General features: G+C 63.0%; 25 protein-coding genes. 9 read left to right on the top strand and 16 right to left on the bottom strand.

The window, feature by feature from the left end:
* Nucleotides 1-124: 124 nt before the first annotated feature.
* The 5 genes from AC0L2R_RS10175 to thrC all read right to left on the bottom strand — a co-directional run bounded on the left by AC0L2R_RS10175 (nt 125) and on the right by thrC (nt 7,014).
* Nucleotides 125-532 (bottom strand): DoxX family protein, encoded by a 408-nt coding sequence (locus tag AC0L2R_RS10175; protein WP_031254957.1) that lies wholly within the window; start codon nt 530-532, stop codon nt 125-127.
* A gap of 274 nt (nt 533-806) precedes the next feature.
* Nucleotides 807-3,695, bottom strand: coding sequence for an EAL domain-containing protein (locus tag AC0L2R_RS10170; RefSeq protein ID WP_473508691.1), 2,889 nt, complete (start codon nt 3,693-3,695; stop codon nt 807-809).
* A gap of 2 nt (nt 3,696-3,697) precedes the next feature.
* On the bottom strand, nt 3,698-4,294 hold the full coding sequence (locus AC0L2R_RS10165; protein ID WP_473508690.1) for a GNAT family N-acetyltransferase: 597 nt from the start codon (nt 4,292-4,294) through the stop codon (nt 3,698-3,700).
* A 15-nt stretch (nt 4,295-4,309) separates the two neighbouring features.
* Entirely contained in the window at nt 4,310-5,602 is a 1,293-nt protein-coding gene (locus tag AC0L2R_RS10160; protein WP_473508689.1) for a M16 family metallopeptidase, read from the bottom strand.
* A 14-nt stretch (nt 5,603-5,616) separates the two neighbouring features.
* Nucleotides 5,617-7,014, bottom strand: a complete 1,398-nt coding sequence (thrC, locus tag AC0L2R_RS10155) for a threonine synthase (RefSeq protein WP_473508688.1) — start codon at nt 7,012-7,014, stop codon at nt 5,617-5,619.
* Between the two features lie 127 nt (nt 7,015-7,141).
* Here thrC and AC0L2R_RS10150 point away from each other — a divergent pair, with 127 nt between their 5' ends.
* A complete protein-coding gene (locus tag AC0L2R_RS10150; protein ID WP_473508945.1) occupies nt 7,142-7,816 on the top strand; it encodes a hypothetical protein in 675 nt (224 codons plus the stop codon).
* A 38-nt stretch (nt 7,817-7,854) separates the two neighbouring features.
* Here AC0L2R_RS10150 and AC0L2R_RS10145 read toward each other — a convergent pair whose 3' ends face one another.
* Nucleotides 7,855-8,544, bottom strand: a complete 690-nt coding sequence (locus AC0L2R_RS10145; RefSeq protein ID WP_287225922.1) for an HAD family hydrolase — start codon at nt 8,542-8,544, stop codon at nt 7,855-7,857.
* Nucleotides 8,545-8,719: 175 nt separating this feature from the next.
* Here AC0L2R_RS10145 and AC0L2R_RS10140 point away from each other — a divergent pair, with 175 nt between their 5' ends.
* On the top strand, nt 8,720-9,853 hold the full coding sequence (locus AC0L2R_RS10140) for a site-specific DNA-methyltransferase (protein WP_023799298.1): 1,134 nt from the start codon (nt 8,720-8,722) through the stop codon (nt 9,851-9,853).
* Between the two features lie 36 nt (nt 9,854-9,889).
* On the opposite strand, the gene vapC is transcribed toward AC0L2R_RS10140, so the two are convergent.
* Nucleotides 9,890-10,279: a type II toxin-antitoxin system VapC family toxin gene (gene vapC / locus AC0L2R_RS10135; protein ID WP_023799297.1), complete on the bottom strand. Its 390-nt coding sequence runs from the start codon at nt 10,277-10,279 to the stop codon at nt 9,890-9,892.
* Nucleotides 10,276-10,488 (bottom strand): type II toxin-antitoxin system VapB family antitoxin, encoded by a 213-nt coding sequence (locus tag AC0L2R_RS10130; protein WP_023799296.1) that lies wholly within the window; start codon nt 10,486-10,488, stop codon nt 10,276-10,278. Before AC0L2R_RS10130 ends, vapC begins: the two co-directional genes overlap by 4 nt.
* A gap of 280 nt (nt 10,489-10,768) precedes the next feature.
* Here AC0L2R_RS10130 and AC0L2R_RS10125 point away from each other — a divergent pair, with 280 nt between their 5' ends.
* From AC0L2R_RS10125 to AC0L2R_RS10115, 3 genes are all read left to right on the top strand, one after another.
* Nucleotides 10,769-10,921: a hypothetical protein gene (locus tag AC0L2R_RS10125; protein ID WP_473508687.1), complete on the top strand. Its 153-nt coding sequence runs from the start codon at nt 10,769-10,771 to the stop codon at nt 10,919-10,921.
* A complete protein-coding gene (locus tag AC0L2R_RS10120; RefSeq protein WP_473508686.1) occupies nt 10,918-11,436 on the top strand; it encodes a hypothetical protein in 519 nt (172 codons plus the stop codon). The genes AC0L2R_RS10125 and AC0L2R_RS10120 overlap by 4 nt, the downstream gene beginning before the upstream one ends.
* Nucleotides 11,437-11,657: 221 nt before the next feature.
* Complete coding sequence (locus AC0L2R_RS10115) at nt 11,658-12,449, top strand: transporter substrate-binding domain-containing protein (protein ID WP_473508685.1); 792 nt, start codon at nt 11,658-11,660, stop codon at nt 12,447-12,449.
* 72 nt (nt 12,450-12,521) lie between these two features.
* Here AC0L2R_RS10115 and AC0L2R_RS10110 read toward each other — a convergent pair whose 3' ends face one another.
* The gene (locus AC0L2R_RS10110; RefSeq protein ID WP_128167653.1) at nt 12,522-13,133 is read right to left on the bottom strand and encodes an HAD family hydrolase; all 612 of its coding nucleotides are present in this window, start codon (nt 13,131-13,133) and stop codon (nt 12,522-12,524) included.
* 45 nt (nt 13,134-13,178) lie between these two features.
* On the bottom strand, nt 13,179-14,315 hold the full coding sequence (gene mutY / locus AC0L2R_RS10105) for an A/G-specific adenine glycosylase (protein ID WP_473508684.1): 1,137 nt from the start codon (nt 14,313-14,315) through the stop codon (nt 13,179-13,181).
* A 55-nt stretch (nt 14,316-14,370) separates the two neighbouring features.
* Between mutY and AC0L2R_RS10100 the strand changes: the two genes are divergently transcribed.
* From AC0L2R_RS10100 to AC0L2R_RS10085, 4 genes are all read left to right on the top strand, one after another.
* Nucleotides 14,371-14,871: a DUF721 domain-containing protein gene (locus AC0L2R_RS10100; RefSeq protein WP_473508683.1), complete on the top strand. Its 501-nt coding sequence runs from the start codon at nt 14,371-14,373 to the stop codon at nt 14,869-14,871.
* Nucleotides 14,872-15,001: 130 nt separating this feature from the next.
* On the top strand, nt 15,002-15,748 hold the full coding sequence (locus tag AC0L2R_RS10095) for a DsbA family protein (protein WP_091595939.1): 747 nt from the start codon (nt 15,002-15,004) through the stop codon (nt 15,746-15,748).
* Nucleotides 15,749-15,865: 117 nt separating this feature from the next.
* Nucleotides 15,866-19,324: a chromosome segregation protein SMC gene (gene smc / locus AC0L2R_RS10090; protein WP_473508682.1), complete on the top strand. Its 3,459-nt coding sequence runs from the start codon at nt 15,866-15,868 to the stop codon at nt 19,322-19,324.
* 172 nt (nt 19,325-19,496) lie between these two features.
* Entirely contained in the window at nt 19,497-20,483 is a 987-nt protein-coding gene (locus AC0L2R_RS10085) for an NAD-dependent epimerase/dehydratase family protein (protein ID WP_473508681.1), read from the top strand.
* 78 nt (nt 20,484-20,561) lie between these two features.
* On the opposite strand, the gene AC0L2R_RS10080 is transcribed toward AC0L2R_RS10085, so the two are convergent.
* From AC0L2R_RS10080 to AC0L2R_RS10055, 6 genes are read right to left on the bottom strand one after another with little or no spacing between them, the layout of a single operon-like run.
* On the bottom strand, nt 20,562-21,392 hold the full coding sequence (locus tag AC0L2R_RS10080; protein WP_473508680.1) for a BtpA/SgcQ family protein: 831 nt from the start codon (nt 21,390-21,392) through the stop codon (nt 20,562-20,564).
* Nucleotides 21,389-22,297: a PfkB family carbohydrate kinase gene (locus AC0L2R_RS10075; protein ID WP_473508679.1), complete on the bottom strand. Its 909-nt coding sequence runs from the start codon at nt 22,295-22,297 to the stop codon at nt 21,389-21,391. Before AC0L2R_RS10075 ends, AC0L2R_RS10080 begins: the two co-directional genes overlap by 4 nt.
* Before the next feature lie 3 nt (nt 22,298-22,300).
* Nucleotides 22,301-23,071 (bottom strand): glutamine amidotransferase, encoded by a 771-nt coding sequence (locus AC0L2R_RS10070; RefSeq protein ID WP_473508678.1) that lies wholly within the window; start codon nt 23,069-23,071, stop codon nt 22,301-22,303.
* 19 nt (nt 23,072-23,090) lie between these two features.
* The gene (locus AC0L2R_RS10065; RefSeq protein WP_473508677.1) at nt 23,091-24,200 is read right to left on the bottom strand and encodes a phosphotriesterase family protein; all 1,110 of its coding nucleotides are present in this window, start codon (nt 24,198-24,200) and stop codon (nt 23,091-23,093) included.
* Between the two features lie 4 nt (nt 24,201-24,204).
* Nucleotides 24,205-25,215 (bottom strand): ABC transporter permease, encoded by a 1,011-nt coding sequence (locus AC0L2R_RS10060; RefSeq protein ID WP_128172070.1) that lies wholly within the window; start codon nt 25,213-25,215, stop codon nt 24,205-24,207.
* Nucleotides 25,212-26,009, bottom strand: a complete 798-nt coding sequence (locus AC0L2R_RS10055; RefSeq protein WP_473508676.1) for an ATP-binding cassette domain-containing protein — start codon at nt 26,007-26,009, stop codon at nt 25,212-25,214. The genes AC0L2R_RS10060 and AC0L2R_RS10055 overlap by 4 nt, the downstream gene beginning before the upstream one ends.
* Nucleotides 26,010-26,023: the final 14 nt, after the last annotated feature.

The following is a 26,023-nucleotide window of genomic DNA, read 5'->3' as shown; positions in this document are numbered from 1 at the left end:
AATGTCCAGCAAAGGGCCCGAAAGCGACGATCAGCGGAGCCGGAACTTCCCTATCATTTCGACCTGGCAGGCTGTCGGACATGCTCCGCTGGTAGCCGCCCAGCAAGTTCCCTCGCGATCCTGTTCAGGGCGTCGCGAGGCCGGTCCCGCGACGGGCCGCATCGACGCTCCACGCGCCGCCTCCCGCGAAAAAGAAGTACAGGAAAATGAAGCAGTAGAGGATCGACGAGTCGCCCTCGTTGACAACGGGAAAGAAGTTTTGCGGCGCATGCGCCATGAAATAGGCGACCGCCATGTTGCCGGACAGAATGAACGCGACGGGCCGGGTGAAGAGTCCGAGGGCAAGCAGCGCGCCTCCGATCAGCTCGATCAATGCCTGGATCACAATAAGCCCCGACAGTTGCATCGGCTCGGGAGCGGGCGGAAAATTGAAGAGCTTTTGAGTTCCGTGCTCCAGAAACAGCAGCGCCGACATGATCCTCACGACGCTTAACCACACCGGAGCCCAGGCAGAAATCTTGTCGAAATTCATCAGTTGGGCCTCCATCATGACCGGTGATTCCGGCCAGCAGGCTGAATATCAGCGGGTCAGCTCTTCGCACCGATTTCGCGAAGTGGGTATGATGCACAGCGCGAGCCGTAAACCAATACTCCCAGTTCACAGTCGCGTGACCGCCGGTCGTACTTTTGATGGAGTGCCGAGCCGCGGGAGCTGAGACCTTGCCGATGCGCTCCAGCGGGTGCCAATCGCCAGGCTCATGCCGCCCAAAAAGGGCAGCGGTTTTGGGACAACGACATGAACAAGATCAAGCCCGGGTCAGCGGATACTGTTCCTTCAGCGTCCTCAGCACCTGATCGCCGGGCATCGGCGCGCCGAACATGAAGCTCTGCACATATTCGCAGCCCATCTGGCGCAGTTCGAGCGCATCGCTTTCGTCCGAAATGCCCTCGGCCACGACCGAAAGGCCGAGTTCATGCGCCATGTTGACCATCGATTTGAGCAGCACCGCGCGCTTCGGTGTGGTGTCGTCGACAAAGCTCTTGTCGATCTTGATCGTGTCGAAGGGAAAGCGCGTCAGATAGGCCAGCGATGAGTAGCCGGTGCCGAAATCGTCCAGCGACAGGCCGATGCCAAGCTTCTTCAGCTTGTTCAGCACATGGGCTGTCTGCTCGGGATTGTCCATCACCAGCGATTCGGTGAGCTCGAGTCGGAAACAGCGCGGCTTCAGATTGGCCCGCGCGATCACCGAGCGAACGTCGCTGACCAGATCGCGGCGGATGAGCTGTCGGCTGGACAGGTTGACCGAAACCGACAGCGGCGCGTCGCCGATCTGCTTTTGCCATCCCGCCAGATCTTCGGCGGCCTGCTGCATGGCAAACAAGCCAAGTTGCACGATCAGGCCGCAGCTCTCGGCGACCGGGATGAAATCGCCTGGCGGGATCATGCCGCGACGCGGATGATCCCAGCGCAAAAGCGCCTCGAAGCCGGCAACACTGCCGTCTTCCAGCCGCACGATGGGCTGGTAGGCGAGTGTGAATTCGCGCCGTTCGATGGCGCGGCGCAGGTCGGACTCGAACTGCAGCCGGTCGGTGCCGACGGTCCGAAAGGCGGGTCGGAACGGTTCGATCCTGTCGCCGCCAAAACGCTTGGCCTGGTGCATGGCAAGCTCGGCGTCCTTGACCATGTCCTCGGCCGAACTCTGCGCCGAGGTCCAGGTGACCAGACCGATCGAGGCGGTCAGCACGATCTCGCGTTTGGCAAAGGTAATCGGATTGTTGATCGCATGCTTGATGGCATCGGCAACGGCTGCGATGCGGGCCGGGTCCTGCTCGGAAAGCAGCATCAGCGCGAACTGGTCGCCGGCAAAGCGCGACAGCGAATCCTTCGGCTTGAGCAGCCGGTGCAGCCGGCGCGCAACAGTGAGCAGGATGGTATCGCCGGCCGAGATGCCGAGCCCGTCATTGACCTGCTTGAACCGGTCGATGTCGATGACGAAGACGGTGGGACGGACCTTCTCTTCCGTGCGCGCGATCGAGATGATCGCCTCCAGCCGGTTCATAAGCAATTCCCGGTTCGGCAGGCCAGTCAGATTGTCGTGCACGGCATCGTGCAACAGCCTCTCCTCGGACTTCTTCTGCTCCGTCACGTCGACCATGGTGCCGACGCAGCGGATGACCTCGCCGTCCGATCCGATCACCGGCCGGGCGCGCAGCGAAAACCAGTGATAGTGCCCGTCGGCGCCGCGCAGGCGGAAATTCTGCGACACCCGGCCGCGCCGGTGTTCAAGCACCACGTCGAGCGTCGTACGGAAGGTGTCGCGGTCGTCGGCATGGAGTACCGGCAGCCAGTTGCGGGCAGCGCCGCCTAGGCTGTCGGGCGCAAGGCCCAGCTGGATGCTGACATCCGGCCTGGTGACGACGCGGTCGCGCATCACGTCCCAGTCCCACACCGTGTCGCCCGATCCGGCCACGGCCAGCGCCTGGCGTTCGAGATCGGAGAACAGGCCCTGATGCAGCGCACCGCCGGCAAAGGCGTGCTGCATGACGGTGAAGCCAATAAGCAGTATGATGAGGATCAGACCGCCGCCCAGTGCCGGCTGGGCGATGTCGTTGTCGAGCATGCCGGTGATCGCCATCCACGACCCGCATAGCCACAACAGCACCATGACCCAACTGGGCACCAGCATGATGGCACGGTCGTAGCCGCGTATGCCGAGGAAGATGATCAGGCCGAGGCCGGTCAGCGCGGTGGCGGCGAAGGACAGCCTGGCGATGCCGGCGGCGACCGCCGGGTCGACGATTGCAACGCCGGCGATCAGCAGCAGCCCCAGAATCCAGACCAGAGCGCCGTAGCTGAAATGGCCGTGCCATCGGTTAAGGTTGAGATAGGCGAACAGGAACACCACGAAGGTCGCTGCAAGCGCCACCTCCGTTCCGGCCCGCCACATCTGCTCGTTGCCGGGCGATATTTCCAGGACCTTGTTGAGAAAGCCGAAATCGATGCAGATATAGGCGAGCACCGCCCAGGCGAGCGCTGCGGTTGCCGGGAACATCGAGGTCCCCTTGACGACGAAAAGGATGGTCAGGAACAGCGCCAGGAGGCCGGCGATGCCGATGACGATGCCGCGAAACAGCGTGTAGGAATTGACCGAATCCTTGTAGGATTCCGGCTCCCAAAGATAGACCTGCGGCAGTTTGGGCGACGCCAGTTCGGCAATGAAGGTGATCACCGTTCCGGGGTTCAGCGTCACCCGGAACACATCAGCGTCGGGGCTGCTCTGGCGGTCGAGCGCGAAGCCCTCGCTGGGCGTGATCGCGGCAATGCGGGTCGAGCCGAGATCCGGCCAGAAGATACCGGAATTCACCAGCCGGAAATGCGGTGCGACGATCAGCCTGTCGAGCTGCTGGTCGGTGGTGTTGGCAAGCGCGAACACCGCCCAGTCGCCGGTCGAGCGCGCATCATTGGCCTCGACCTCGATGCGCCGCACGATGCCGTCCGGTCCCGGAGCAGTCGACACCTGAAAATTCTCGCCCTGGTTGCGGTAGATTTCGACGGCGCCCGAAAGGTCGAGCGCCACATCGTCGCGGGCAATCTTGATCGGTTCGACGGCGAAGGCCGAAGACGCCCCGCAGAGCACGACGATTGCCGTCAGCACAAAGGCGAACAACGACCCGATTCGCAGGAAATTCGTCAAAATCAGTCCTTCGTTTCCGCGCCCGGCGGATCGTCCTCGATCCGGGCGTAGAGGTAGTGGTCCTGCCAGATGCCGTTGATCCTGAGATAGGATCGGAGAAGTCCTTCGCGCCGGAATCCGGCTTTTTCAAGCACGCGGATCGACCGGGCGTTGTCGGGAATACAGGCAGCTTCGATCCGGTGCAACCTCAGCGTATCGAAGGCGAAGCGCGTCACCACCTTGACCGCGTCGGTCATCAGGCCACGGCCGCTGTAGCGCTCGCCGATCCAGTAGCCGATATGGCCGCTTTGCGCGACGCCGTGGCGGATATTGCCGAGGGTGATTCCACCGACAAGCTTGGCGTTGCCTTTGTCGAAGATGAAGAAGGCTATGGCCGTTCCCTGCGCATAGTCTTCGCGATAGCGGCTGAGGCGATGCCGCCAGGCCGTGCGGTCGAGCTCGTCGGGGTTCCAGCGCGGCTCCCACGGCTCCAGGAATGCGCGGCTTTCCCCGCGCAGCACCGACCATTCCCGATAGTCGTTGGTCAGCGGCACGCGCAGCGTGACCCGGTCACCCTTCAGTGCCGGCAGGTCACGGCGAAAGAAAGGGAGCGCGAACATGACGCTTTGATGGACTTAGCCGGCGAGCTTTCGGGCCGTGGTCTGCGTGCCCGAAAGCGACTCGAGGACCGCCTCATAGGGAGCGAGCGTGCCCACCGGTCCGACGGCAGTCAGCGTCGGCTTGGTCGAAAACAGCCGTGACGAAAGGTCCGTCAACCGCTCGACCGTCAACGCCGACAGCCGTTCCATCAGCTCTTCCTTGGCGATCGGCCGGCCGAACAGAAGCATTTGCCGGGCGATCTGCGAGGCGCGGCTGGCTGGGCTTTCGGCCGACATGATCAGGCCTGCACGGTACTGGGCGCGTGCCCGGTCGAGTTCTTCCTGCAGGATGGTCTCGCCGACCTTCTGCAACTCGCCGATGACCACCGGCACCAATTCGGCGATGTCGCTCTGCCCGGTCGCGGCATGGACGCCGAATATGCCGGTATCGGAAAAACCCCAGTGGAAGGCATAGACCGAATAGCACAGCCCGCGCTTTTCGCGGACCTCCTGGAAAAGACGCGACGACATGCCGCCGCCAAGGATCATCGACAGAACCTGCGAGGCGTAGAAGTCGCGTACATGATAGGCGCGGCCCTCGAACCCCAGCACGATCTGCGCGTCCATCAGGTCGCGGTCCTCGCGGAAATCGCCGCCGACATATTGCGCATATTGCGGCATGGTGTTGTCGGACTTGCTGCGGAAACCGCCGAGATGCTTCTCGACCTCGCGCACGAAGTTGTCGTGCTTGATGTCGCCGGCGGCAACGATCACCATGCGCTCGGCGCCATATTGCCGTTCGATGAATTTGCGCAATTGCTTCGAGGTGAAGGATTTGACGGTTTCCGGCGTGCCGAGGATGGAGCGGCCGATCGTCTGGTGGCGGAAGGCCGTCTCGGTGAAGTGGTCGAAGACGACGTCGTCGGGCGTATCGTGTGCGGCGCCGATCTCCTGCAGGATCACATGCTGCTCGCGCTCCAGTTCCTGCGGGTCGAACTCGGATTCCTGCAGGATGTCGGACAGGATATCGACGGCCAGGGGCACGTCGTCGCTCAGCACCCTGGCATAATAGGAGGTGGTCTCGACACTGGTGGCGGCATTGATCTCGCCGCCGACATCCTCGATTTCGGAGGCGATCTCGAAGGCGCTGCGCCTTCTGGTTCCCTTGAACGCCATGTGTTCAAGCAGGTGGGCCATCCCGTGCTCTTCGCTACGCTCATTGCGGGCGCCTGATTTGATCCAGGCGCCAAGAGCGACGGATTCGAGGCTTGGAAGGGTTTCGGTGGCGACTGTCAGGCCGTTCGACAGACGGCTTACCTCAACACCCATATAGCTGATACTCCCTAATTTGCCGCCCGCGTGTGGCGGCTAACATAATCTTCCACCATTTTCAGGTCGGATGGAAGTACCGTGTATTTTTCCTCTGAAGTCATCAACCCGCCTAGCCATGCGGGCAGGGCAGGCGACACGCCGCTGGACGCTTCGACGGCGGCCGGGAACTTTGCCGGATGGGCGGTGCCCAGCACCACCATCGGCACGGCATTGGTGGCTCTTGCAACCGCAACGTGCATGGCCGCGGCCGTGTGCGGGTCGAGCAGATAGTTGCTGGCTGCGAGCGTCGAGCGGATCGTGGCGGCGACTTCGTCCATGGTCGAACGGCCGGCGTCGAATTCGGAGCGGATCCTGGCAATCTCGCCGGCTTCGATGGTGAAGGCGCCGGACTGCTTGAGGCCGCTCATGTAGCGCCGCACGGTAGAGGCGTCGCGGCCGGCCGCCTCGAACAGCAAGCGCTCGAAATTCGAAGAGACCTGGATGTCCATCGACGGCGACGTGGTCGAAAAGACGCCTTTCGTGCGGTACTCGCCGCTCGACAGCGTGCGCGCCAGAATGTCGTTGTCGTTGGTTGCGATGATCAGCCGCTCGATCGGCAGCCCCATCTTCTTGGCGGCGTAGCCGGCGAAGATGTCGCCGAAATTGCCGGTCGGCACCGTGAACGAAATCGGCCGGTCGGGCGCGCCGAGCGACAGCGCCGATGAGAAGTAATAGGCGATCTGGGCCATGATGCGGGCCCAGTTGATCGAATTGACGCCGGACAGCGATACCCGGTCGCGAAAACCGTGATCGTTGAACATGTCCTTCACCAGGCCCTGACAATCGTCGAAATTGCCTTCGACCGCCAGCGCATGGACATTTGCGGCGATGGACGTCGTCATCTGCCGCTGCTGCACCGGCGAGACCCGGCCGTGCGGGAAAAGAACGAAGATGTCGGTGCGGTTGCGCCCGGCGAAGGCATCGATGGCGGCCCCGCCGGTATCGCCGGAGGTGGCGCCGACAATGCTGGCGCGCTGGTCGCGTTCGGCAAGCACATGGTCCATCAGCCGGGCGAGAAGCTGCATGGCGACGTCCTTGAAGGCAAGCGTCGGGCCATGGAAGAGTTCCAGAACGAACATGTTCGAGCCGGTCTGCACCAGCGGGCAGACCGCCTCGTGACGGAACGTCGCATAGGCTTCGCGCACCAGGCGTTCGAACACCGGCATCGCGATCTCGCCGCCGAGAAACGGCGACAGCACGCGGACGGCGAGGTCGGGATAGGCAAGGCCGCGCATCGCGCGGATCTCAGTTGCCGAAAACTGCGGCCAGGTTTCAGGGACATAAAGTCCGCCATCGCGCGCCAAACCAGCCAGCACAGCGTCGGAAAATCCAAGCACGGGCGCTTCCCCGCGGGTACTCACATAGCGCATCGTCATGTTCCATTGCTGCCGGGCGGTATTGTCCGTGGCAAAGTGGTTAATTTCCGTACTTGCTCAGTCGCATTTTTGCCGCGCGGTTGATATACGTCACCCGCTTTGCGAGAGGGAAGTGCAGTTCATGGCGTTTAATACGTTTAACGGTCGTTTTGTCGCGGGTCTGGCGCTCGCCGGCTTTATGCTTACCGCCGCCGGCTGCCAATCAGGCGGCAGCAGCATGCTGGGCTTCGGAAAGAAGGACACGACACCGCCACCACCGCCGGACCCCAAGGTTCTCGCCAGCCAATTGCTGGCCTATTGTCCGAAAGTGACGCTGCGCGACGGCACCGCCTTCTTCAACACCTATGCCAAGGGCAGTCAAAAGCCCAAGAAAAAAGCCGCCGCCCTGGATGCAGAGGCTGCCGCGCTTGACGCGAGCAGCGGCCAGCAGGATGGTTCCGCCAAGATCGTCTATCAGGCTTCGATCACCGATGTGACCCGCGACTGCATCCGCGCCAACGGCTCGCTGACGATGAAGATCGCCGTCGCCGGCAAGGTCGTTCCGGGACCGATGTTCAGCCCTGGCACCATCACCATGCCGATCCGTATCGCTGTGATGCATGGCAAGGAGGTCCTTTACTCGCAGCTTCACCAACATCAGGTCCAGGTTACCAATCCCTCGAGTGCCACCCAGTTCGTCTTCACCGATTCGAACGTTGTCGTTCCCGAGCCCACCGCGCGGGACTATCAGGTGTTCGCCGGCTATGACGAAGGCCCGCCGAAGAAGACCGACAAGAAGGTTGCCGCGGCCGAATAGCCGCGGCTTGGATCAGCGCGTCCATTTGGACGCCTGCTTCACGCATCCGCCGACCACTCCGACAGGGCGGAGATCACGCTTTTCAGTTCCGCCCAGCGGCGGATGACCGTTTCGGCGCCGGCCTCGGTCAGCGCGTCGGCATGCCCGGGATAGCTGTGCGCTGCTCCGGTGAAGCCGATCACACGCATGCCGGCTGTCCTGGCGCCGGTCACGCCATGCACGGAATCCTCGATGACGAAGGTGTTCGCCGGATCGGCCTGGAGCGTTGCCGCGGCAAAGAGAAACACGTCGGGCGCCGGCTTGGATTTCCCGCTTGGTGTTTCCAGCGAGGAAAAAATCCGGCCGCTGAAAAACGGCAGCAAATGCACCTTCTCCAGCATGAATTCGATCCGCTCGGTGCGCGAATTCGAGCAGATGCAGCGCGGCGCCGTCACCGCGGCGACCGCCTCGTGCACCCCGTCGACGGCGCGCACGTCGCTGCGCAGGCGGCGGTCGACCAGGTCTTCGGCGCGATCGATCAGCGAGGCCTGGAATGGGACGCGGGATTTTTCCTCGACCCGCATCATGATGTCCTTGAAGGTCAGCCCGGCATAGGTTTCGGAAATCTCCTCGGCCGATATCTCGTAGCCGGCCGACGTCAACAGCTCGGCTTCGATGCGCGCGGCGATGATCTCGGAATCGACGAGCACGCCGTCGCAATCGAAGATGACAAGGTCTGGCTGGGGCATAGCGATCCGAAAAGCGGGAGGGAGGAGGCTGGGACGGTTCAGGCGGCGCGGCATACACCAACAGGCCGATCTTCGCAAATTACCCGGGGTCCGCACCCCAGGCCTTCACCGAATATTTACGCTGATCGGTAACCATAACAGGGAGTAAACAGTAACGCGTGCTTTGGGTGTAACAATGTCTGCCGTGCGTCTTCTCGACGAGCTTTCCCATGCTCCCCAGCAATCCGAATGGCTCGATACGATCCTGAAGGGCGATTGCGTCGCCGCGCTCGACCGGCTGCCCGAAAAATCCATCGACGTGATCTTTGCCGATCCGCCCTACAATCTGCAGCTCGACGGCGATCTGCACCGGCCCGACCAGTCCAAGGTCGATGCCGTCGACGACGACTGGGACCAGTTCGCAAGTTTTGAGGTCTACGACGCCTTCACCCGGGCCTGGCTGCTGGCGGCGCGCCGCGTGTTGAAGCCCAACGGCACCATCTGGGTCATTGGCTCCTACCACAACATTTTCAGGGTCGGCGCCAAGATGCAGGATCTGGGGTACTGGATCCTCAACGATGTCGTCTGGCGCAAGACCAATCCGATGCCGAATTTCCGCGGCCGCCGCTTCCAGAACGCCCATGAGACGATGATCTGGGCCTCGCGCGATCAGAAGGGGAAGGGTTACACCTTCAACTACGAAGCGCTGAAGGCGTCGAACGACGACATCCAGATGCGGTCCGACTGGCTGTTTCCGATCTGCACCGGCGCTGAGCGCCTCAAGAACGAAAATGGCGACAAGCTGCATCCGACGCAGAAGCCCGAAGCGCTGCTCGCCCGCATCATGATGGCCTCGACGAAGCCCGGCGATATCGTGCTCGATCCCTTTTTCGGCTCCGGCACCACCGGCGCGGTGGCCAAGCGCCTCGGCCGCCATTTCGTCGGCATCGAGCGCGAGCAGGCCTATATCGACGCCGCCAACGAGCGCATCGATGCAGTCCGGCCGCTGGACGGCGCTGCGCTTACCGTGCTTACCGGCAAGCGCGCCGAGCCGCGCGTCGCTTTCGTCAGCCTCATCGACACCGGGCTGATGCTGCCGGGCGCCACGCTCTACGACGCCAAGAAGCGCTGGGCGGCCAGGGTGCGCGCCGACGGCACTGTGGCGGTCGGCGGCAGCGCCGGATCGATCCACAAGATCGGCGCGGAAGTGCAGGGGCTGGATGCCTGCAACGGCTGGACCTTCTGGCACTATGAGCGCAGTGGCGGCCTGACCCCGATCGACGAGCTTCGCCGCATCGCCCGCCTCGGCATGGAGCGGGCAGGGGCCTGACGATAACCGCTACAGAGGTCTCGTTGCACATCGTTCTCATGCGGCGCGCAGGCCGAGGTAACGAACCATCGGGTCGAAGTCTCGGTCATCATGCAACAGCGCGTGTCCGCCCAGGATGCAGAATGTGCCGATAATCATATCGACTGTCTTGCGGATGGTGATGCCCCGCTGCCGGAGCATGCGGTAGTTTCGGGCAGCTTCGACTGCCGTCGCCGGATCCAGCATCGGCACGATGGCGAATTGTCGGAGGTTCCGCTCGATCAGTTGGGCATGCGGTTCGTTGAGCGCGCCTTGCAGCACTTCCAGCAGGATCAAGTCTCCGACCAGAATCTCCTGTGTGTCATCGAGATGCCTGAGCTTGCCGACCGAGACGCTGTCCGTATTGCGGAGATGGGCGATCCACACGGAACTGTCGACGACGATCATCGCTGCCGATCGGGCGAACGGCCTTCCCGCATGGCGTCGAGATCGCCCTCCCAGCCGGCGCCAGCAAGGGCGGCGATAGCCATATCCTGCCTGTGCCGGCGCACCAGACTGCGCAGCGCCGCCTCAATCGTCGCTTTCTTGGTCTTGAGGCCGGAGGCGGCCATGGCCTCCGCGATCAATTCGTCGTCGAGTTCGATGTTGGTTCGCATGGTGCTTCTCGATGTGTATAGATTGGACTAAATATACACATTCTGCTCCTGACCAACAAGCCGTCACGACGAAAGAGAGGACATCTTCGACACCTAGTGGTCAGAATCTGACACTTGGTACCCGGTTGGGAGGTCGGTTCAGGGGTTCAGGGCGGTTAGCGAATCCTGAGTGGAGCGCGGAGCAACGCGACTTCGCGACGGAGTGCGGAGCTAACCGAAGTGGACCCTGCCCGGAACGGGTCTTCGGCTTACGCGTTGCAACGTGGAGGTGACGGCAGGCGTGCATCACGACGCGCTGTTGGGTTTCCATCCAATTGTTGCCGCGACCGGACATGCGAAGCGCGCCGCAGTCATCGAAGAAAACGCCCATACATTCGTCATGTCCGCGGCGATGGAGTGCTGGCACGACGTCGATCCAAAGGAAAGTAGATGAGTGCGTTCACTCTTTCATCGGACGGGAAACTTGCGATAACGGCGAGCGAGACGTCGTCCAAAGATGATTTCGACTATTTGGTGGGCAACTGGAACATCAGGAATCGTACGTTGAAGGAACCACTGGCCGGCAGCGACGAGTGGGAGGAATTCGACGCGACCCAGGAGTTCCGCCAAATCCTAGTGGGTTTGGGCAACTTCGACATTTTTCATACGGAGTTGGGAGGACAGCCGTTCGAGGGCCTCACCGTGCGATTGTTCGATCCAAGGACGCGTCTCTGGACGATCTACTGGGCCGACAGCAACGCGGGCAAACTCGACGACGGAAAGGTGGGCTCGTTCAATGGCGACGAAGGCGAATTCTTCGGCCGTGAGGTTGTGGCCGGCAAGGACGTTATCGTGAAATTCCACTGGGATAAGCGCAACCCGAAAACCCCGATTTACAGCCGTGCGTTCTCCGCTGATGCAGGCAGAACGTGGGAATGGAATTGGTACTCGAAGTTTTCACGACGGTGACTGACTGAGTTGGCCCAAACTAAATGTCGCTCCTTCGCGTGCAGCCAAGAGGAATCCCGAGCCGGACTCTTATGTCAGGTGGGTACCACTAGCGCGGGTAGCCGGTTCGGGTTTTCGGCGCCGCCGGAGGATCACGGTGAGCGATTCCCGAGGAAGAGTTATTGACCTTTGCCCACCGTTTCTCGAATGCTCGATTCTCTTATCCATCGGAGACCAGATCCATGAAAGCTCTTGCCTCGCCGTTTGTCGCCGCCCTCGTCATGGGTTTGTTGGCCTCTCCGGCGATTGCGCAGAACACCGGCGCAGAAAACCAGCTTGATGCGGTTATCAAGAACGGCAAGCTGCGCGTCTGTACGACCGGCGACTACAAGCCCTTCACCTTTCATGACAAGCCCGCGAACAACTACCAGGGCATCGATATCGATCTCGCAAAATCTCTGGCAAGTTCACTAGGGGTCGAGGCGGACTTCGTGGCGACTACCTGGAAAAAATTGCTTGCCGATTTTACAACCGGCAGGTGTGACATCGCGATGGGCGGTATTTCGGTGACCCTGGAACGCCAGAAGCAGGTGTTCTTCAGCGAGCCCTATCTCGTCAACGGCAAGGCACCGATTGCGCGCTGCGAGGACGAGGCGAAATTCCAATCGATTGCCGACATCAACAAGCCGGATGTGACTGTGATTGTTAATCCCGGCGGGACCAATGAGAAATTCGTGCGTGAAAAACTCAGTGACGCTAAAATTGAGATCTACCCGGACAACGTCACGATCTTCCGCCAAATCCTTGACGGCAAAGCCGATATCATGATCGCCGAATCGGTCGAAACCGAGTTGCAGGAGAAACTTCACCCCGGCCTTTGCGCGATCAACCCCGAGAAGCCGCTCCAATATGGCGAAATGGGTTATATGCTTCCTGAGGGTGCCGTTGTCTTCAAGGCCTATGTCGACCAATGGTTGCATCTTGCCAAGGCGACGGGTGAGTTCGATCGCATCTACGCCTCACACGTCAAGTAGCGCGCGAGACGGATCCAATGGCAGCGCCGTGGACCGCGCGTCTCAGCGACTGCGGTCAGGCCGTCACAGTGATCACACTCTGACCCCCAGGCGATCGAGGTCCGCCTCGAGCGTCTTTGCGTCGGTGAACAGCACCGACTGCCAGCCGGCCGCCTTGGCGCCGTCGACATTCTTTTGGCTGTCGTCGATAAACAGCGTGGCCGCGGGCTCGAGGCCGAACGCGGCGACGTGATGGTCGTAAATGCCGCGATCCGGCTTGATCATGCCGATCTCGCCCGAAATGGTCACACCGCGCGGGCGGTTGAGAAAGTCGAAACGCTGCCGGGCTTCGGCAAGCGTGTCTGACGCAAAATTGGTCAGCATGGTGACGTCGTGGCCGCTCTCGATCAGCTTGTCCATGAGCTGGACGCTGTCGTCGTAAGCGTGCGGCACCATCTCGTGCCAGAGGCGGCGGAAGTTGCGGATGTTTTCGGCGTGGTCCGGGTGTTCGGCGATCAGCAACGCCTCGGCCTCTTCCCAGGTGCGGCCGCGGTCCTGCTCGATGTTCCAGTCATGCGTGCAGACATTGTCGAAAAACCACTTTCTCTCCTCGGCATCCGGAATGATACGGCTGAACGGCAGGTTCGGATCGTAGTGGATCAGCACTCTGCCGATGTCGAAAACGATGTGGCGGATTTCGGTCATTCTTGTCCTCGTTCAACGCAGTTCAAATGGGGCGACGTGGGCGATTCAATGTGCGCGCTGCTTCTTCGTCGCGCCCGGTATCGCTGCTTCGATTACCTTTTTCATGACGGTGGGCAGTGCTTCGCCGGAAATTTCGTCGGCCAGCGACCAGAAATGACCCGCTGGGGCGGCGACATCGGCCATCGCTTTGAAGATTTCGAGTTCGAGCGCAAAATGGGTGAAGACATGGCCAATCTTCCCGGCTGGCCGCCAGTTGCCGGGGAAGGGCGCCGCCGCCGCTGTGGTGCCGCCGTCGATCCGCGCGGTCCAGCCGGTCGTTGGCACTTCGGTCATGCCGCCGAGCAGGCCCTTATCCCCACGTTTGCGCAAAAGGATGGCGCCATCGCCGCGTACGGCAACGAAAGCAGCCCCGCGCCGCAATGGTTTCTCGCCCTTCGGCAGGCGGACAGGGAAGCGTTCGGCATCGCCGGAAATAATGGCGCTGCAATCCTCACGCAGCGGGCAGAGCCCGCAGCGCGGCCGCCGCGGCGTGCAGATCGTCGCGCCGAGATCCATCATCGCCTGGGCGAAATCGCCCGGTCTGGTCGCTGGAACCATGCGCTCGACATAGGTGCGTATGTCGCTCTTGGCCTCGCTCAGCGGCGTGACGATCGAAAACAGCCGGGAAACCACCCGCTCGACATTGCCGTCGACGACCGCGGCGGGCTGGTCGAAGGCGATCGCGGCGATCGCCGCCGCCGTGTAGGCGCCGATGCCGGGCAGCTCTCTCAAGCCAGCTTGCGTATCCGGAAACCTGCCGCCTTGCCGCGCGACGAGGTCGGCGCAGGCCTTGAGATTGCGCGCGCGGGAATAATAGCCGAGTCCGGCCCAGGCCTTCATGACGTCTTCTGTCGGTGAAGCGGCCAACGCCTCGATATCGGGCCATTTCTCGACAAAGGCCCGGAAATAGGATTTTACGGCTTCGACCGTGGTCTGCTGCAGCATGACTTCGGAAAGCCAGACCCGGTAGGGATCGGGTCGTATGCCGCGTGCCAACTCGCGCGGCGCAATGCGCCACGGCAAGTCGCGGTGATGCCCGTCGTACCAAGCGAGCAGGCGGGACGCGATCTCGCCGCTGTCTCCGGATGCGGCTTTGCCGCTGTCGCAGGATGCGGTCTTGCGGGTCTGGTCGTGCAGTGCCATTGATCGAGGACTGGCCTAACGGATGTATGGTGAAGGTCGTGACTGGAGAACGCACATGGCAGGGAAAAGGCCCTTCGGCAATCCCGTTCCGGTGAGTGATCTCGCAACCCAGATCCTCGATCCGGTGCTGCGCAAGCGAGCCGGCATGTCGATCGGGCTCGTCCAGTCATGGGAGGAGATTGCCGGGCCGCGGCTTGCCAGCCGTTCGCGCCCTGAAAAGATCCAGTGGCCGCGCCGCATGCATGAAGATGATCCGTTCGAGCCGGCGGTGCTGATCATCGCCTGCGAAGGCATGGCGGCGCTCCATTTGCAGCACGAGACCGGCGAGATCATCAACCGGGTCAACGCCTTCCTCGGCTTCAACGCTATCGGCCGGATCAGAATCGTGCAAAAGCCGGTCACGGTTGACAAAGGCCGGCGTAAACCAAGCATCCGGCCGCTGACCGCGGCCGAGAAGGTGAAGCTGTCGGGCACTGTCGGAATGATCGAGGATGATGGGCTGCGCGCCTCGCTGGAGCGGCTCGGCGCCACCATTCTCGGTCAAAAGAAAATATAATCTCGCGCTTTCGTGATCGCGTACCCAGGATTTGGCGATTGGAATGGGGACGGCGATGCCTTAATTCGCGCCAACTCTCGCCTTTTCTAGCCTTTGCATTGCAAAATCCAACCATTGTCAGGTGATTCGTATGCCCCGTCTTTTGTCCCGCAGAAACCTCCTGTCGTCACTGGCCGCCATTCCGGCGGTGGCTCTGCTCGCCGCCTGCAGCGACTCGGGCGAGAAAGCCGTGGCGGAGGATGTGAAGCCTGCGGCCCCCGCCGATGCGATGAAGCCGGCCGATCCGGCAAAGCCGGCCGCTCCGGCCGCGGCCAAGGCGCCTGAGGCCCAGGGCACGGTGGACATGGCTGCCTTGCTGAAGCCCGGCGCACTGCCCGACATGCAGCTCGGCAAGGACGACGCGAAGGTCGCCATCGTCGAATATGCCTCGATGACCTGCCCGCACTGCGCGCATTTCCATGAAACCACCCTCCCGGCGCTGAAGACGAAATACATCGATACCGGCAAGGCCCGCCTTATCCTGCGCGAGTTCCCCTTCGATCCCAGCGCCGAGGCCGGTTTCATGCTGGCGCGTTGCTCCAAGGACAATTATTTCCCAATGGTGGACGTTCTGTTCAAGCAGCAGGCGAACTGGGCAGGTGTCGCCAATACCAAAGACGCCCTGCTGCAAATCTCCAAGATGGCCGGTTTTACACAGGAGTCGTTCGAGGCCTGCTTGACGGACCAGAAACTTCTGGACGATGTGAGGTCGGTCCAGAAGCGCGGCGCCGATGAATTCAAGGTCGACTCGACGCCGACCTTCTTTATCAACGGGAAGACCTACAAGGGGGCGCTGTCGATTGAGGAAATCTCGGCCATTATCGACCCTCTGCTCTGACGTCTCGGCAGCGCCGAAGCGGCAGCGCTTCGGCGTGCGCAACTTTTTGTTGCGCCGCGAGTTCTTGTCGCCAAACCGCGGAACACTTTTGCAGAACCCGCTTTTGGGGCGGCGCGAATGAAATTCTCGCGCCTTCGCCTGCTCGGTTTCAAGTCGTTCGTCGAACCCGGTGAGTTCGTCATCGAACGCGGCCTGACCGGCATCGTCGGCCCCAACGGCTGCGGCAAGTCGAACCTTGTCGAGGCGCTGCGCTGGGTGATGGGCGAAAGCTCGTACAAGAACATGCGCGCGTCCGGCATGGACGACGTCATCTTTTCCGGTTCCGGAACGCGTCCGGCCCGCAACACCGCCGAAGTCACGCTTTTCCTCGACAACAGCGACCGTAGCGCGCCCTCGGCCTTCAACGACGCGGACGAGTTGCAGGTTTCGCGTCGCATCGAGCGCGAGGCGGGTTCGCTCTACCGCATCAACGGCAAGGAAGCCCGCGCCAAGGACGTGCAGCTGCTTTTCGCCGACCAGTCGACCGGTGCCCGTTCGCCCTCGATGGTCGGGCAGGGCCGCATCGGCGAGCTGATCCAGGCCAAGCCGCAGGCGCGTCGCGCGCTGCTGGAAGAGGCGGCCGGCATTTCGGGCCTGCACACACGTCGCCACGAGGCCGAACTGCGTCTGAAAGCGGCCGAACAGAATCTGGAACGGCTGGACGATGTCGTCGGCGAGCTGGAAAGCCAGATCGAAAGCCTGAAGCGCCAGGCCCGCCAGGCCTCGCGCTTCAAGAACCTGTCGGCCGATATCCGCAAGGCTGAAGCGACGCTGCTGCATCTGCGCTGGACGCTGGCCAAGACGCAGGAAGGCGAGGCGCGCTCGGCGCTGGCGATCGCCACGGCACTGGTCGGCGACCGCGCCGCCGCCCAGATGGCTGCCGCCAGGGAGCAAGGGATCGGCGCCCATCGGTTGCCGGACCTGCGCGACGCGGAAGCCGCCGCGGCCGCCGCCTTCCAGCGCCTGTCGATCGCCAAGACGCAGATCGAGGAAGAAGCGGGCCGCATCCGCGCCCGCCAACTGGAGCTCGACCGCCGGCTCCAGCAGCTCGACGGCGACATCGTCCGCGAGGAGCGGATGGTCCGCGACAATGCGGATATTCTTGAGCGTCTCGCCGCCGAAGAAACTGCGCTCAACACCGAGAACGCCGGCGCCGCCGACCGCGATGCCAGCACCCGCGCGGCGGTCGAACAGGCGGCTTCGACGCTTGCCGCCAGTGAAGCCAAACTCGCCGAGTTGACCGCCGAACGGGCGGAGGCCGCCGCCTCCCGCAACCAAATCGAACGAACGCTGCGCGACACCGCAGAGCGCCGCGACCGTTTCGCCCGCCAGCTCGCCGATGTCGACCGGGAATTGTCCGATATCGCCTTCAGGGTCGCCGGCCTGGCCGATCCCGCCGAGAAGCAACTTCTGGTTGAACAGGCGCTGGCGCTGCTCGAGGAAACCGAAGCCGCGGCGATTGCCGCCGAACAGGCTGTCGCCGAGGCGCGCGCGGCGGAGAGCGCCGCCCGCCCGCCGGTTCAGGATGCAAAGGCCGAGCTGGCGCGAATCGAAACCGAGGCCCGCACGCTGGCCAAGATCCTGAATGCCGCGAGCGGCGACCTCTTCCCGTCCGTGCTGGAGCAGATCAGCGTCGAGCGCGGCTACGAGACGGCGCTGGGCGCCGCCCTTGGCGAAGATCTCGACGTGCCGCTCGACCGCAGCGCGCCGGTGCATTGGGGCCAAAGCGAGGTCCAGCCCGGCGACGCCGCTCTGCCCGAAGGCATCAAGAGCCTTGCCAGCGTCGTCCGCGCGCCGGCGCAACTCGCCCGCCGATTGGCGCAGATCGGCATCGTCGACGCCGGCGACGGAAAGCGGTTGCAGGCGCAGCTTGCTCCCGGGCAGCGGCTGGTCAGCCGCGAAGGGGCGCTCTGGCGTTGGGACGGATTCACCGCCAGCGCCGACGCGCCGACCGCCGCCGCGCAGCGGCTGGCGCAGAAAAACCGGCTGTCCGAGCTCGACGCCGAGGCGGTCCACGCGAACCGCATCCTGCGCCAGGCCGAAGAGGCCCTTGCCGATGCCGAGCAGGCGCTTGCCCAGGCGAGCGAGGCCGAGCGCAACGCCCGTCAGGCCGGGCGTGATGCCCAGCATGGGCTGGACGCCGCCCGCAACGCACTGGCCGAGGCCGAGAAGGCCGGCGGCGAGCTGTCGAGCCGGCGCGCCGCACTTGACGAGGCGCGCGCGCGCGTCGTCGACAGCCATGAAGAGACTGCCGCGGCTTTCGTCGAGGCCGAGATGCTGCTGCAAAGCGCTCCCGATCTCGGTGATCTGCAGTTGCAGCTCGAACAGTCGGCCGCCAACGTCGCTCGCGACCGCGCCACCCTTGCCGATGCCCGCGCCGTCCATGAAGGCTTGAGGCGGGAAGCCGAAGCGCGTTCGCGCCGCCTCGACGCCATCGGCGCGGAACGCCGCAACTGGCTGGAGCGCGCCGAAAACGCCTCGACGCAGATCGCCGCACTCGGCGAACGCAAGGCCGAGGCCGAGGCCGAACGCGAAAGGCTGGCCGACGCCCCCGACGAGATCGACGCCAAGCGGCGCGCCTTGCTGTCGCAGCTTGCCGAAGCCGAAAGCCTGCGCCAGGCCGCCGGCGACCGGTTGCAGGAAGCGGAAAACAAGCAGTCCGAACTGGACAAGGCCGCGACATCAGCGATCCAGTCGCTGGCCGAGGCGCGCGAAACCCGAGTTCGCGCCGAAGAGCGGCTGACCGCTGCCGATGAAAGACGGCTGGAGGTCGAGGCGCGCATCCAGGAAACGCTGAACACCCCGCCGCATCTGGTCATCCGCCACACCGGCCTGGAGGCCGACAGCCCGATGCCGGAGATGACTGAGATCGAGCGTCAGCTCGACCGGCTGAAGATCGAGCGCGAGCGGCTCGGCGCCGTCAATCTGCGCGCCGAGGAAGAGCAGAAGGAACTGTCCGACCGGCTGGAGACCATCGTTTCCGAACGTGAGGACATCATCGAGGCCATCCGCAAGCTGCGGCAGGCGATCCAGAGCCTGAACCGCGAAGGCCGCGAACGGCTTCTGGCTGCCTTCGACGTGGTCAACGGCCATTTCCAGCGGCTGTTTTCGCATCTGTTCGGCGGCGGCACGGCGGAACTGCAACTGATCGAGTCCGACGATCCGCTCGAGGCCGGTCTCGAAATCCTTGCGCGGCCACCCGGCAAGAAGCCGCAGACGATGACGCTGCTTTCCGGCGGCGAGCAGGCGTTGACGGCGATGTCGCTGATCTTTGCCGTGTTCCTGACCAATCCCGCGCCGATCTGCGTGCTCGATGAGGTCGACGCACCGCTCGACGATCACAATGTCGAGCGTTTCTGCAATCTGATGGACGAAATGGCGGCCACCACCGAGACGCGCTTCGTCATCATCACGCACAACCCGATCACCATGGCCCGCATGAACCGGCTGTTCGGGGTGACCATGGCCGAGCAGGGCGTCAGCCAACTCGTGTCGGTCGACCTGCAGGCGGCCGAGGCCCTGCGCGAGGCGAGCTGACGCGTCGACGGCACAGCTTGTCGGTAGCGCCTATTGGGGCTTTCGGCTAAAACACGAATTGGACTGGGTCGGTTCCGTTCATTCTGATGAGCGTTTTGATGTTGCGCATGATCCTCTCCGAAATCGATCTCGATTTCGCGATCATGTGCCAGCATATGCGTGGAGAACTTCGTTGCCTGTACTTGTCACGGGAGCCGCAGGATTCATCGGCAGCCATGTTTGCCATCATCTCCTGAGCAGGGGGGAAGCGGTCGTCGGCGTCGACAACATGAACGACTACTACGACCTGGCGCTCAAAAAGGGGCGCCTCGCCCGCTTGCAGCCTTACAAGGATTTTTCATTTCACCAGATCGACATCGCCGAACAGGGCGCTCTTGCCGACGCTTTGGCCGGGCAAGGCATAGTCAGGATCGTCCATCTCGCCGCTCAGGCGGGTGTGCGCTATTCACTCGACAATCCGAGGCTCTATGTCCGTTCCAATGTTGTCGGCCATCTCGAAGTGCTCGAATTCTGTCGCGCGCAGCCCGCATTCGAGCATCTGGTCTATGCCTCGTCGAGCTCGGTCTATGGCGGCAACCGCAAGGTGCCGTTCAGCGAGACCGATCAGGTCGACAAGCCCGTCTCGCTTTACGCCGCCACCAAGAAGTCCGATGAATTGATGAGCCACACCTATGCCCATCTCTTCGGGGTGCCGCAGACCGGTTTGCGATTTTTCACCGTCTACGGTCCCTGGGGCCGGCCCGACATGGCCTATTGGATATTCACCAAGGCAATGCTCGAAGGCAAGCCGATCCGGGTGTTCAACAATGGCGAGATGTGGCGCGATTTCACTTATGTCGAGGATGTGGTGAGAGCTGTCGTTGCCGTGCTCGACAAGCCGCCATCGGCTGAAGTTCCGCCGAGCAGGCTCTACAATGTCGGCAACAACCGGCCGGTGCGGCTTGGCGATTTCATCGACGCTCTGGAAAAACTGCTCGGCGTAAAAGCGATCCGCCACAGCGAGCCGATGCAAAGCAGCGATGTCGAGCGGACCTATGCCGACATGACTGCGCTGGAGCGCGATTTCGGCTTCAAGCCGAGCGTTTCAATCGAAGACGGGCTGAAGAAATTCGTCGACTGGTACCGGTCTGAATGGGCTGCAGGATCAACGACAAGGTGACTGCGGCCCGCGGGTCGTCGCCTGCGGTCTCCGCGTTTGCGGCCCGAGGGGCGCGACTTCGCTCCAGTCGCCGCTCGATCATCGCCTCAGCCCACTCATGAAGGTCTTTACTCGGGCAGGGTCGACCTGGTTCCACCAGACGCCGTCATGCTTCAGCGCACTGGCGATGACGATCCCATCGACGATGCCAAGGATATCGTTCGCATTGTCGGGCGTCACGCCGCTGCCGACCAGCGTCGGCAGGCCGGCGGCCTCTTTGATCATGCTGATATAGCTCAGATCCGCAGTGTGCCCGGTGCGTTGACCGGTCGCAATGATGGCGTCGGCGTCGAAGAAGACCAGATCCTTGACCAGTTCCTCCACCGGGCGGTCGGCAACGATCGCGTGCGCGCCGTGCTTGACATGAGCATCGGCGAAAACGCGGATGCCATTGGCGCGCAGCCTGGCGCGGTAGCGTGCTGCGCGACCCGACTCGCCCTCGACAAAACCCTCATTGGCGACATAGGCATTCGCCCATTGATTGACGCGGATAAAGCCCGCGCCGGAGGCGCTGGCGATCGCAAGGGCAGGGATCGCGGCGTTAGCGAGCACATTGATGCCGACCGGCTTGCCGAATTCGCGGCGGATACGGTCGGAAATGACACCCATATAGGCCGCTGTCTCCGGTCCGATATCGTCAGGTTTGGCAAACGGGATGTCGCCATGATTCTCGACGATCACGCCGTCGCATCCGCCATCGAGATAAGATCTCGCATCGTCCAGACCCCGCTGATAGATCGCCTCGACCGCCTCGCCGTCATAGCGCGGCGCGCCGGGAAGCGGCGACAGGTGAACGACGCCGATCACCACCTTGGTGCGGCCGAAAAGGTCTACGAGCGCGTCGCCGCCTGATTGACCGAGTTGGGTCATGAGAGCTCCGTTTGATCGATGAGCGCCGCCATTTCAGACGCGGACGGACAGGATATCAATGTGCCCGGGCGAGTCACCGCAATTGCGGCAGCCGCGAGCGCGAACTTCAGCGCTGGGGCAACCGACATTCCCTTGGCAAACCCGCCGGCCAGACAGCCGCAAAAGACATCGCCGGCGCCGCTGGTGTCGAGCGCCTCGACGTGTGGTGCCGGCAAACGAAGCGATCCTCCCTGGTCCGGGCCAAGAACGAGACAACCTTCCGCTCCAAGTGTGATCACCACTGTGCCGGCGCCTTTAGCCGCCAGCGCGTCGGCGGCGGCTGCCATGTCATCCTTGCCGGTCAGCGCTTGCGCCTCGGATTGATTCACCACCAACACCTGCGCCAGGCCGAAGTCAGGCAGAGCCGCCGCATCGATAGGGCTGGCATTCAAGACGGTGCGCGCGCCATTTTCCTGTGCTGCCCGCAGGCAGGCATCTATCGCGGCGCCTCGCAGGTTTCCTTGGCAGACAACGATGTCGCCAGACGCGATTCGGCGCGCAAGTGCGGTTTGTGCGATCGGATCGAACGCCTCGCTGCAGGCGACGCCGCTGACGATGAAGTTCTCGCCACCGGCCCCAATGACGATGGTCGAGCGGTCGCTTGGCAGGTCGAATTCAATCGCCTCGAGGTCAGACAACTCCCTGTCGAGGCGGCTCCTGATCCATGCGCCTGCGCGGTCCTTGCCGAGCGCCGTCCAAAACGTTACCGCAGCACCCGTGCGCGCGGCCGCAACCGCCTGGTTTGCTCCCTTGCCGCCGAGGCCGTCGGCGTAGCTGCTGGCGTTCAAAGTCTCGCCGGCGGCAGGGAAGCGGCCGACGCGAAAAATCGTGTCGACGCAGGCATTGCCGACGACATGGACATGCATCGCTCAGCTCTCACCGATCGCCCAGCTCAGCATCTGCTCGAACAGGGTTTTGTAGCCGTTCCAGGCGGTGAACTCCGGTGGCAGCCAATGCGGCCCGACATCGGACGTCCACGCCACAGTGCGGCCCTTGCCATAGTGGCCGGTGACGAGCAGCGGCAGCGAGCCATAATCCGACGACACGGTTGCCAGGACTTCCGCCCCGTCTTTCGGCGTCACCTCGTTGAAGCCGAGCAGGACTGGCCAATCCGAAACGAGACCCCTGAGGATCGGATGGTCCGAGGAGCCTTTCAGGACAGGCGAAAACCCTTCCGGCACCTCGACGCGGTCGTCGAAGGCGAGGCAGCTCACCGGCAGCACCTCCTCGACCGGCGTCTTGCGGTAGCGCGCGCCGCCATTGATGCCCTGGAAACTGTAGTAGCCGCCGAACATCAAAAGCCCGCCGCCGTCGCGCACATAATCGCGCAGCAGCCGCAGGCGGTTCGGCGTCGGCTTCGAGTGCACCCAGGTGTCGGGATGCAGAAGCAGCGTGTTGGCGCCGATGTCGGAGAGCACCACCGCGTCATAGGCCGAAAGCGCCTCCATTGTTTGCGGAAAGCTGCGCTGTGCCTCATGCGCCGGCATGAAGGTCACGTCGAAGTCGGTCGCCTTCAGCGCCGTCAGCAATTCGTCGGCGCCGGTGTGATAGGTGACCGTCGGAAACTGGTCGAAGCCCTTGATATGGGTCGCGGTCGACACCCAGGATTCACCGGCAAGCAGGATTTTTTTCTTGGACATTTGAACTCCGTCGTAAGTCTCAGCCGTAAGTCTGGGCTTGATTCTGCCGCGAGAACACGGCTTTCGGATTGGCGATCAGCATGCGGTCGATGGCTGGCTGCTCGACGCCATGCCGTTTCAGGCGCGGTATGAAATGCTTGAGGATGTAGCCGTAGCCGAAACCGCCGAAGCGGGTCAGCATGATCTTGAGGAACACATCCTGCGACAAGAGCAGGCGATCGCCGAAGCCGGCCTCGACAAGTACCGCGATTGCCCGCGCATTCTCTTCGTCGGAAGGCGATTGCGCGTCCTGATCGGCATAATAATAGTCCATGCCGATCATGTCGTATTCGAGGAAAGCGCCGCGCCGGGCGAGGCTTGTCTGGTAGTCGAGATCGCTGTGGCTGGGGTTCATGTGGCAGAGCACGGTGTGGCGAAGATCGGCGCCCTCGGCCTCCACGACATCGAGCACATCGTGCGCCAGCCGCTCCCAGCCGGGCAAATGGATCGACAGCGGCACGCCGGTGATGCGCGAGGCCCGCGCCGAAGCTCGCAGCGACTTTCGTTCCTCCGAAGTAAAATCCTTGCTGACGCCGATCTCGCCGATCAGGCCGGCCAGGATCGGCGGCTGCGTCTCGCCGCCGCCGACGTCGTTGACGATGAACTCGGTCACCGCGTCGACATCCATCGCCTTCAGCCATTCGGGATGGGTGTGCTCCAGATAGAAGCCGGTGCCCATGACGATCTTCAGGCCGGACATGCGGCTGATGCGAGCGAGCTTTTCCGGCTCGCGGCCGATGCCGATATTGGTCGCGTCGACGACGGTGTGGCCGCCCAGCGCGCGATAGCGTTGCAGCTCAGACAGCGCCAGGTCACTGTCATCGAGCGAAACATTGTCGCGGTTGACGTAAGGGTTCATGCGCAATTCGCCGATGATCTCGATGTTCACCGGCTGCTCGGCGAGCGCCATGTCGTCGGGATGACAGGGACATTTCCAGCTGCGCGCACCGTCGAGCAAGATGTGCTCGTGCATCAGCGTGACGCCCATTTCTTCGACCGGAACGGGGCCGAGCACGGTCATCACATGACCGGTTTCGACTCCGATCGCCAGCCTCTGCCTAGGATCCGCGTCATCGAAAAGATCACTCATGGGCTCAACGGCTCCGCACGGCGCCGCGGAACAGGCGGAAGTTCAGCCAGATGGCGATCAGGATGATCGTTCCGGTGACGATCGGCGTCAGGAAAGGCGACAGATGTGCCAGGATCAGGCCATTGCCGATGACGGCCACGGTAAGCGCGCCGAGAACGGTGCCGACGATCGTTCCGCGGCCGCCGAACAGGCTGGTGCCGCCAAGCACGACGGCGGCGATCACTTCGAGCTCAAAGCCTTGCCCGGCATTCGAGGATCCGGATCCAAGCCGGGCGGCAATGATGATCCCCGCAAGTGCTGCCGCGGCGGCGGAAATCACGTAAACGAAAAGCGTCGTCAGCCGCGTGTTCACGCCGGCGCGCCTGACCGCTTCGGCGTTGGCGCCGATGCCGGTCACGTAGCGGCCGAACGGCGTCTCGTTGAACGCGATATAGGCGATCGCCAGGATCGCCAGCGCGATCAGCGCCGGCGCCGGCACGCCAAGCAGCCAGGCGCGGCCCAGCACCGTGAAAGGGCTGCCCGGCTCGATGGGGATGGAGTAGCCGCCGGTGATCAGCAGCGCCACGCCACGGATCACCGAAAGCCCGGCAAGCGTGACGATGAAGGCCGGGATGCCCTCATAAGCGACGAAATAGCCCTGCACTGCGCCAAGCAAGGCGCCCAGCGCAAGCATGGCGAGGATGACCAGCGGCCATGGCAGGCCCAACTGCAGCAATGTCGCCGACAACGTTGCCACCAGCGCCAGCACGGAGCCGACCGAAAGGTCGATGCCGCCGGTGGTGATGACGAAGGTCATCGCCGCGGCGACGATCAGCAGCGGTGCCGACTGCCGCAGGATGTTCAGCAGGTTGGGCGACGTCAGAAAGGCGTCCGTCGCCACCGAGAAGATGACGCTAACGATAAGAAAGAACAGCGCGATCGACACGACACTGCCGTTGGCGAGCACCGCATCTCGCCATGTGGATTCGCGGACCCTTCGAGACTGCGCGGAGCGGGTCGAAGTCGCTTCGCTCATGCTGGCGCTCCATCGCGATGGGCGTTGGTGGCCGAACGAGCGTTGAACTTGCGGCCCACGATCAGGTTGACGACATCTTCGATATTGGTTTCGCCGATCAGCCGCTCGGCGACGTTGCGTCCTTCGTACATGACCTGAATGCGGTCGCATACGAGGAACAGATCCTGAAGCCGATGGGTGATCAGGATGACACTGACGCCGCGGGCGCTGACGGCGCGGATCAGGTCCAGCACAGCCTCGACCTCGGCGACGGCGAGCGCCGCCGTCGGCTCATCCATGATCAGCACGGACGGCTCGAACGAGGCGGCGCGGCCGATCGCGATCGACTGTCGCTGTCCGCCGGACAGGTTTTCGACCTTGAGCCGCGTGTCTGATATAACGATGCCGAGACGGTCGAGCATCTGGCGCGTTTGCTCGTGCATGCGCTTCTTGTCGAGAAAGGAAATGCCGGCGATGCGGCGGCGCGGCTCGCGGCCGAGAAAAAGATTGCCGGCGACGTCGACCGTGTCGCAGAGCGACAGATCCTGATAGACCATCTCGACGCGCGCCGCACGCGCGTCCGCCGGCGAAGTGAAGGTCACCGGCGTTCCATCGATCTCGATCGAGCCGGCATCGGGAACCACGGCTCCCGACAGCACCTTGCTCAACGTCGACTTCCCGGCGCCATTGTCGCCGACAAGCCCCAGGACCTCGCCCGGCCTCAGCACCAGCGACACGTCATCGAGCGTCTGAATGGCATTGTAGCGCTTTGAGATGCCGCTCATCCGCACCCGATAGGTCTCGCCACTGCTCATCTTGGATCCCACGG

The organism is Mesorhizobium sp. WSM4820, assembly GCF_055811075.1.
This window is presented reverse-complemented; position numbering and strand designations above follow the sequence as displayed.

Bases quoted from the DNA above. Each gene is read 5' to 3' on its own strand.
- AC0L2R_RS10175 (WP_031254957.1), bottom strand. From the start codon at position 532: ATGAATTTCGACAAGATTTCTGCCTGGGCTCCGGTGTGGTTAAGCGTC.
- AC0L2R_RS10165 (WP_473508690.1), bottom strand. From the start codon at position 4,294: ATGTTCGCGCTCCCTTTCTTTCGCCGTGACCTGCCGGCACTGAAGGGT.
- AC0L2R_RS10160 (WP_473508689.1), bottom strand. From the start codon at position 5,602: ATGGGTGTTGAGGTAAGCCGTCTGTCGAACGGCCTGACAGTCGCCACC.
- thrC (WP_473508688.1), bottom strand. From the start codon at position 7,014: ATGCGCTATGTGAGTACCCGCGGGGAAGCGCCCGTGCTTGGATTTTCC.
- AC0L2R_RS10150 (WP_473508945.1), top strand. From the start codon at position 7,142: ATGGCGTTTAATACGTTTAACGGTCGTTTTGTCGCGGGTCTGGCGCTC.
- AC0L2R_RS10145 (WP_287225922.1), bottom strand. From the start codon at position 8,544: ATGCCCCAGCCAGACCTTGTCATCTTCGATTGCGACGGCGTGCTCGTC.
- AC0L2R_RS10140 (WP_023799298.1), top strand. From the start codon at position 8,720: ATGTCTGCCGTGCGTCTTCTCGACGAGCTTTCCCATGCTCCCCAGCAA.
- vapC (WP_023799297.1), bottom strand. From the start codon at position 10,279: ATGATCGTCGTCGACAGTTCCGTGTGGATCGCCCATCTCCGCAATACG.
- AC0L2R_RS10130 (WP_023799296.1), bottom strand. From the start codon at position 10,488: ATGCGAACCAACATCGAACTCGACGACGAATTGATCGCGGAGGCCATG.
- AC0L2R_RS10120 (WP_473508686.1), top strand. From the start codon at position 10,918: ATGAGTGCGTTCACTCTTTCATCGGACGGGAAACTTGCGATAACGGCG.
- AC0L2R_RS10115 (WP_473508685.1), top strand. From the start codon at position 11,658: ATGAAAGCTCTTGCCTCGCCGTTTGTCGCCGCCCTCGTCATGGGTTTG.
- AC0L2R_RS10110 (WP_128167653.1), bottom strand. From the start codon at position 13,133: ATGACCGAAATCCGCCACATCGTTTTCGACATCGGCAGAGTGCTGATC.
- mutY (WP_473508684.1), bottom strand. From the start codon at position 14,315: ATGGCACTGCACGACCAGACCCGCAAGACCGCATCCTGCGACAGCGGC.
- AC0L2R_RS10100 (WP_473508683.1), top strand. From the start codon at position 14,371: ATGGCAGGGAAAAGGCCCTTCGGCAATCCCGTTCCGGTGAGTGATCTC.
- AC0L2R_RS10095 (WP_091595939.1), top strand. From the start codon at position 15,002: ATGCCCCGTCTTTTGTCCCGCAGAAACCTCCTGTCGTCACTGGCCGCC.
- smc (WP_473508682.1), top strand. From the start codon at position 15,866: ATGAAATTCTCGCGCCTTCGCCTGCTCGGTTTCAAGTCGTTCGTCGAA.
- AC0L2R_RS10080 (WP_473508680.1), bottom strand. From the start codon at position 21,392: ATGACCCAACTCGGTCAATCAGGCGGCGACGCGCTCGTAGACCTTTTC.
- AC0L2R_RS10075 (WP_473508679.1), bottom strand. From the start codon at position 22,297: ATGCATGTCCATGTCGTCGGCAATGCCTGCGTCGACACGATTTTTCGC.
- AC0L2R_RS10070 (WP_473508678.1), bottom strand. From the start codon at position 23,071: ATGTCCAAGAAAAAAATCCTGCTTGCCGGTGAATCCTGGGTGTCGACC.
- AC0L2R_RS10065 (WP_473508677.1), bottom strand. From the start codon at position 24,200: ATGAGTGATCTTTTCGATGACGCGGATCCTAGGCAGAGGCTGGCGATC.
- AC0L2R_RS10060 (WP_128172070.1), bottom strand. From the start codon at position 25,215: ATGAGCGAAGCGACTTCGACCCGCTCCGCGCAGTCTCGAAGGGTCCGC.
- AC0L2R_RS10055 (WP_473508676.1), bottom strand. From the start codon at position 26,009: ATGAGCAGTGGCGAGACCTATCGGGTGCGGATGAGCGGCATCTCAAAG.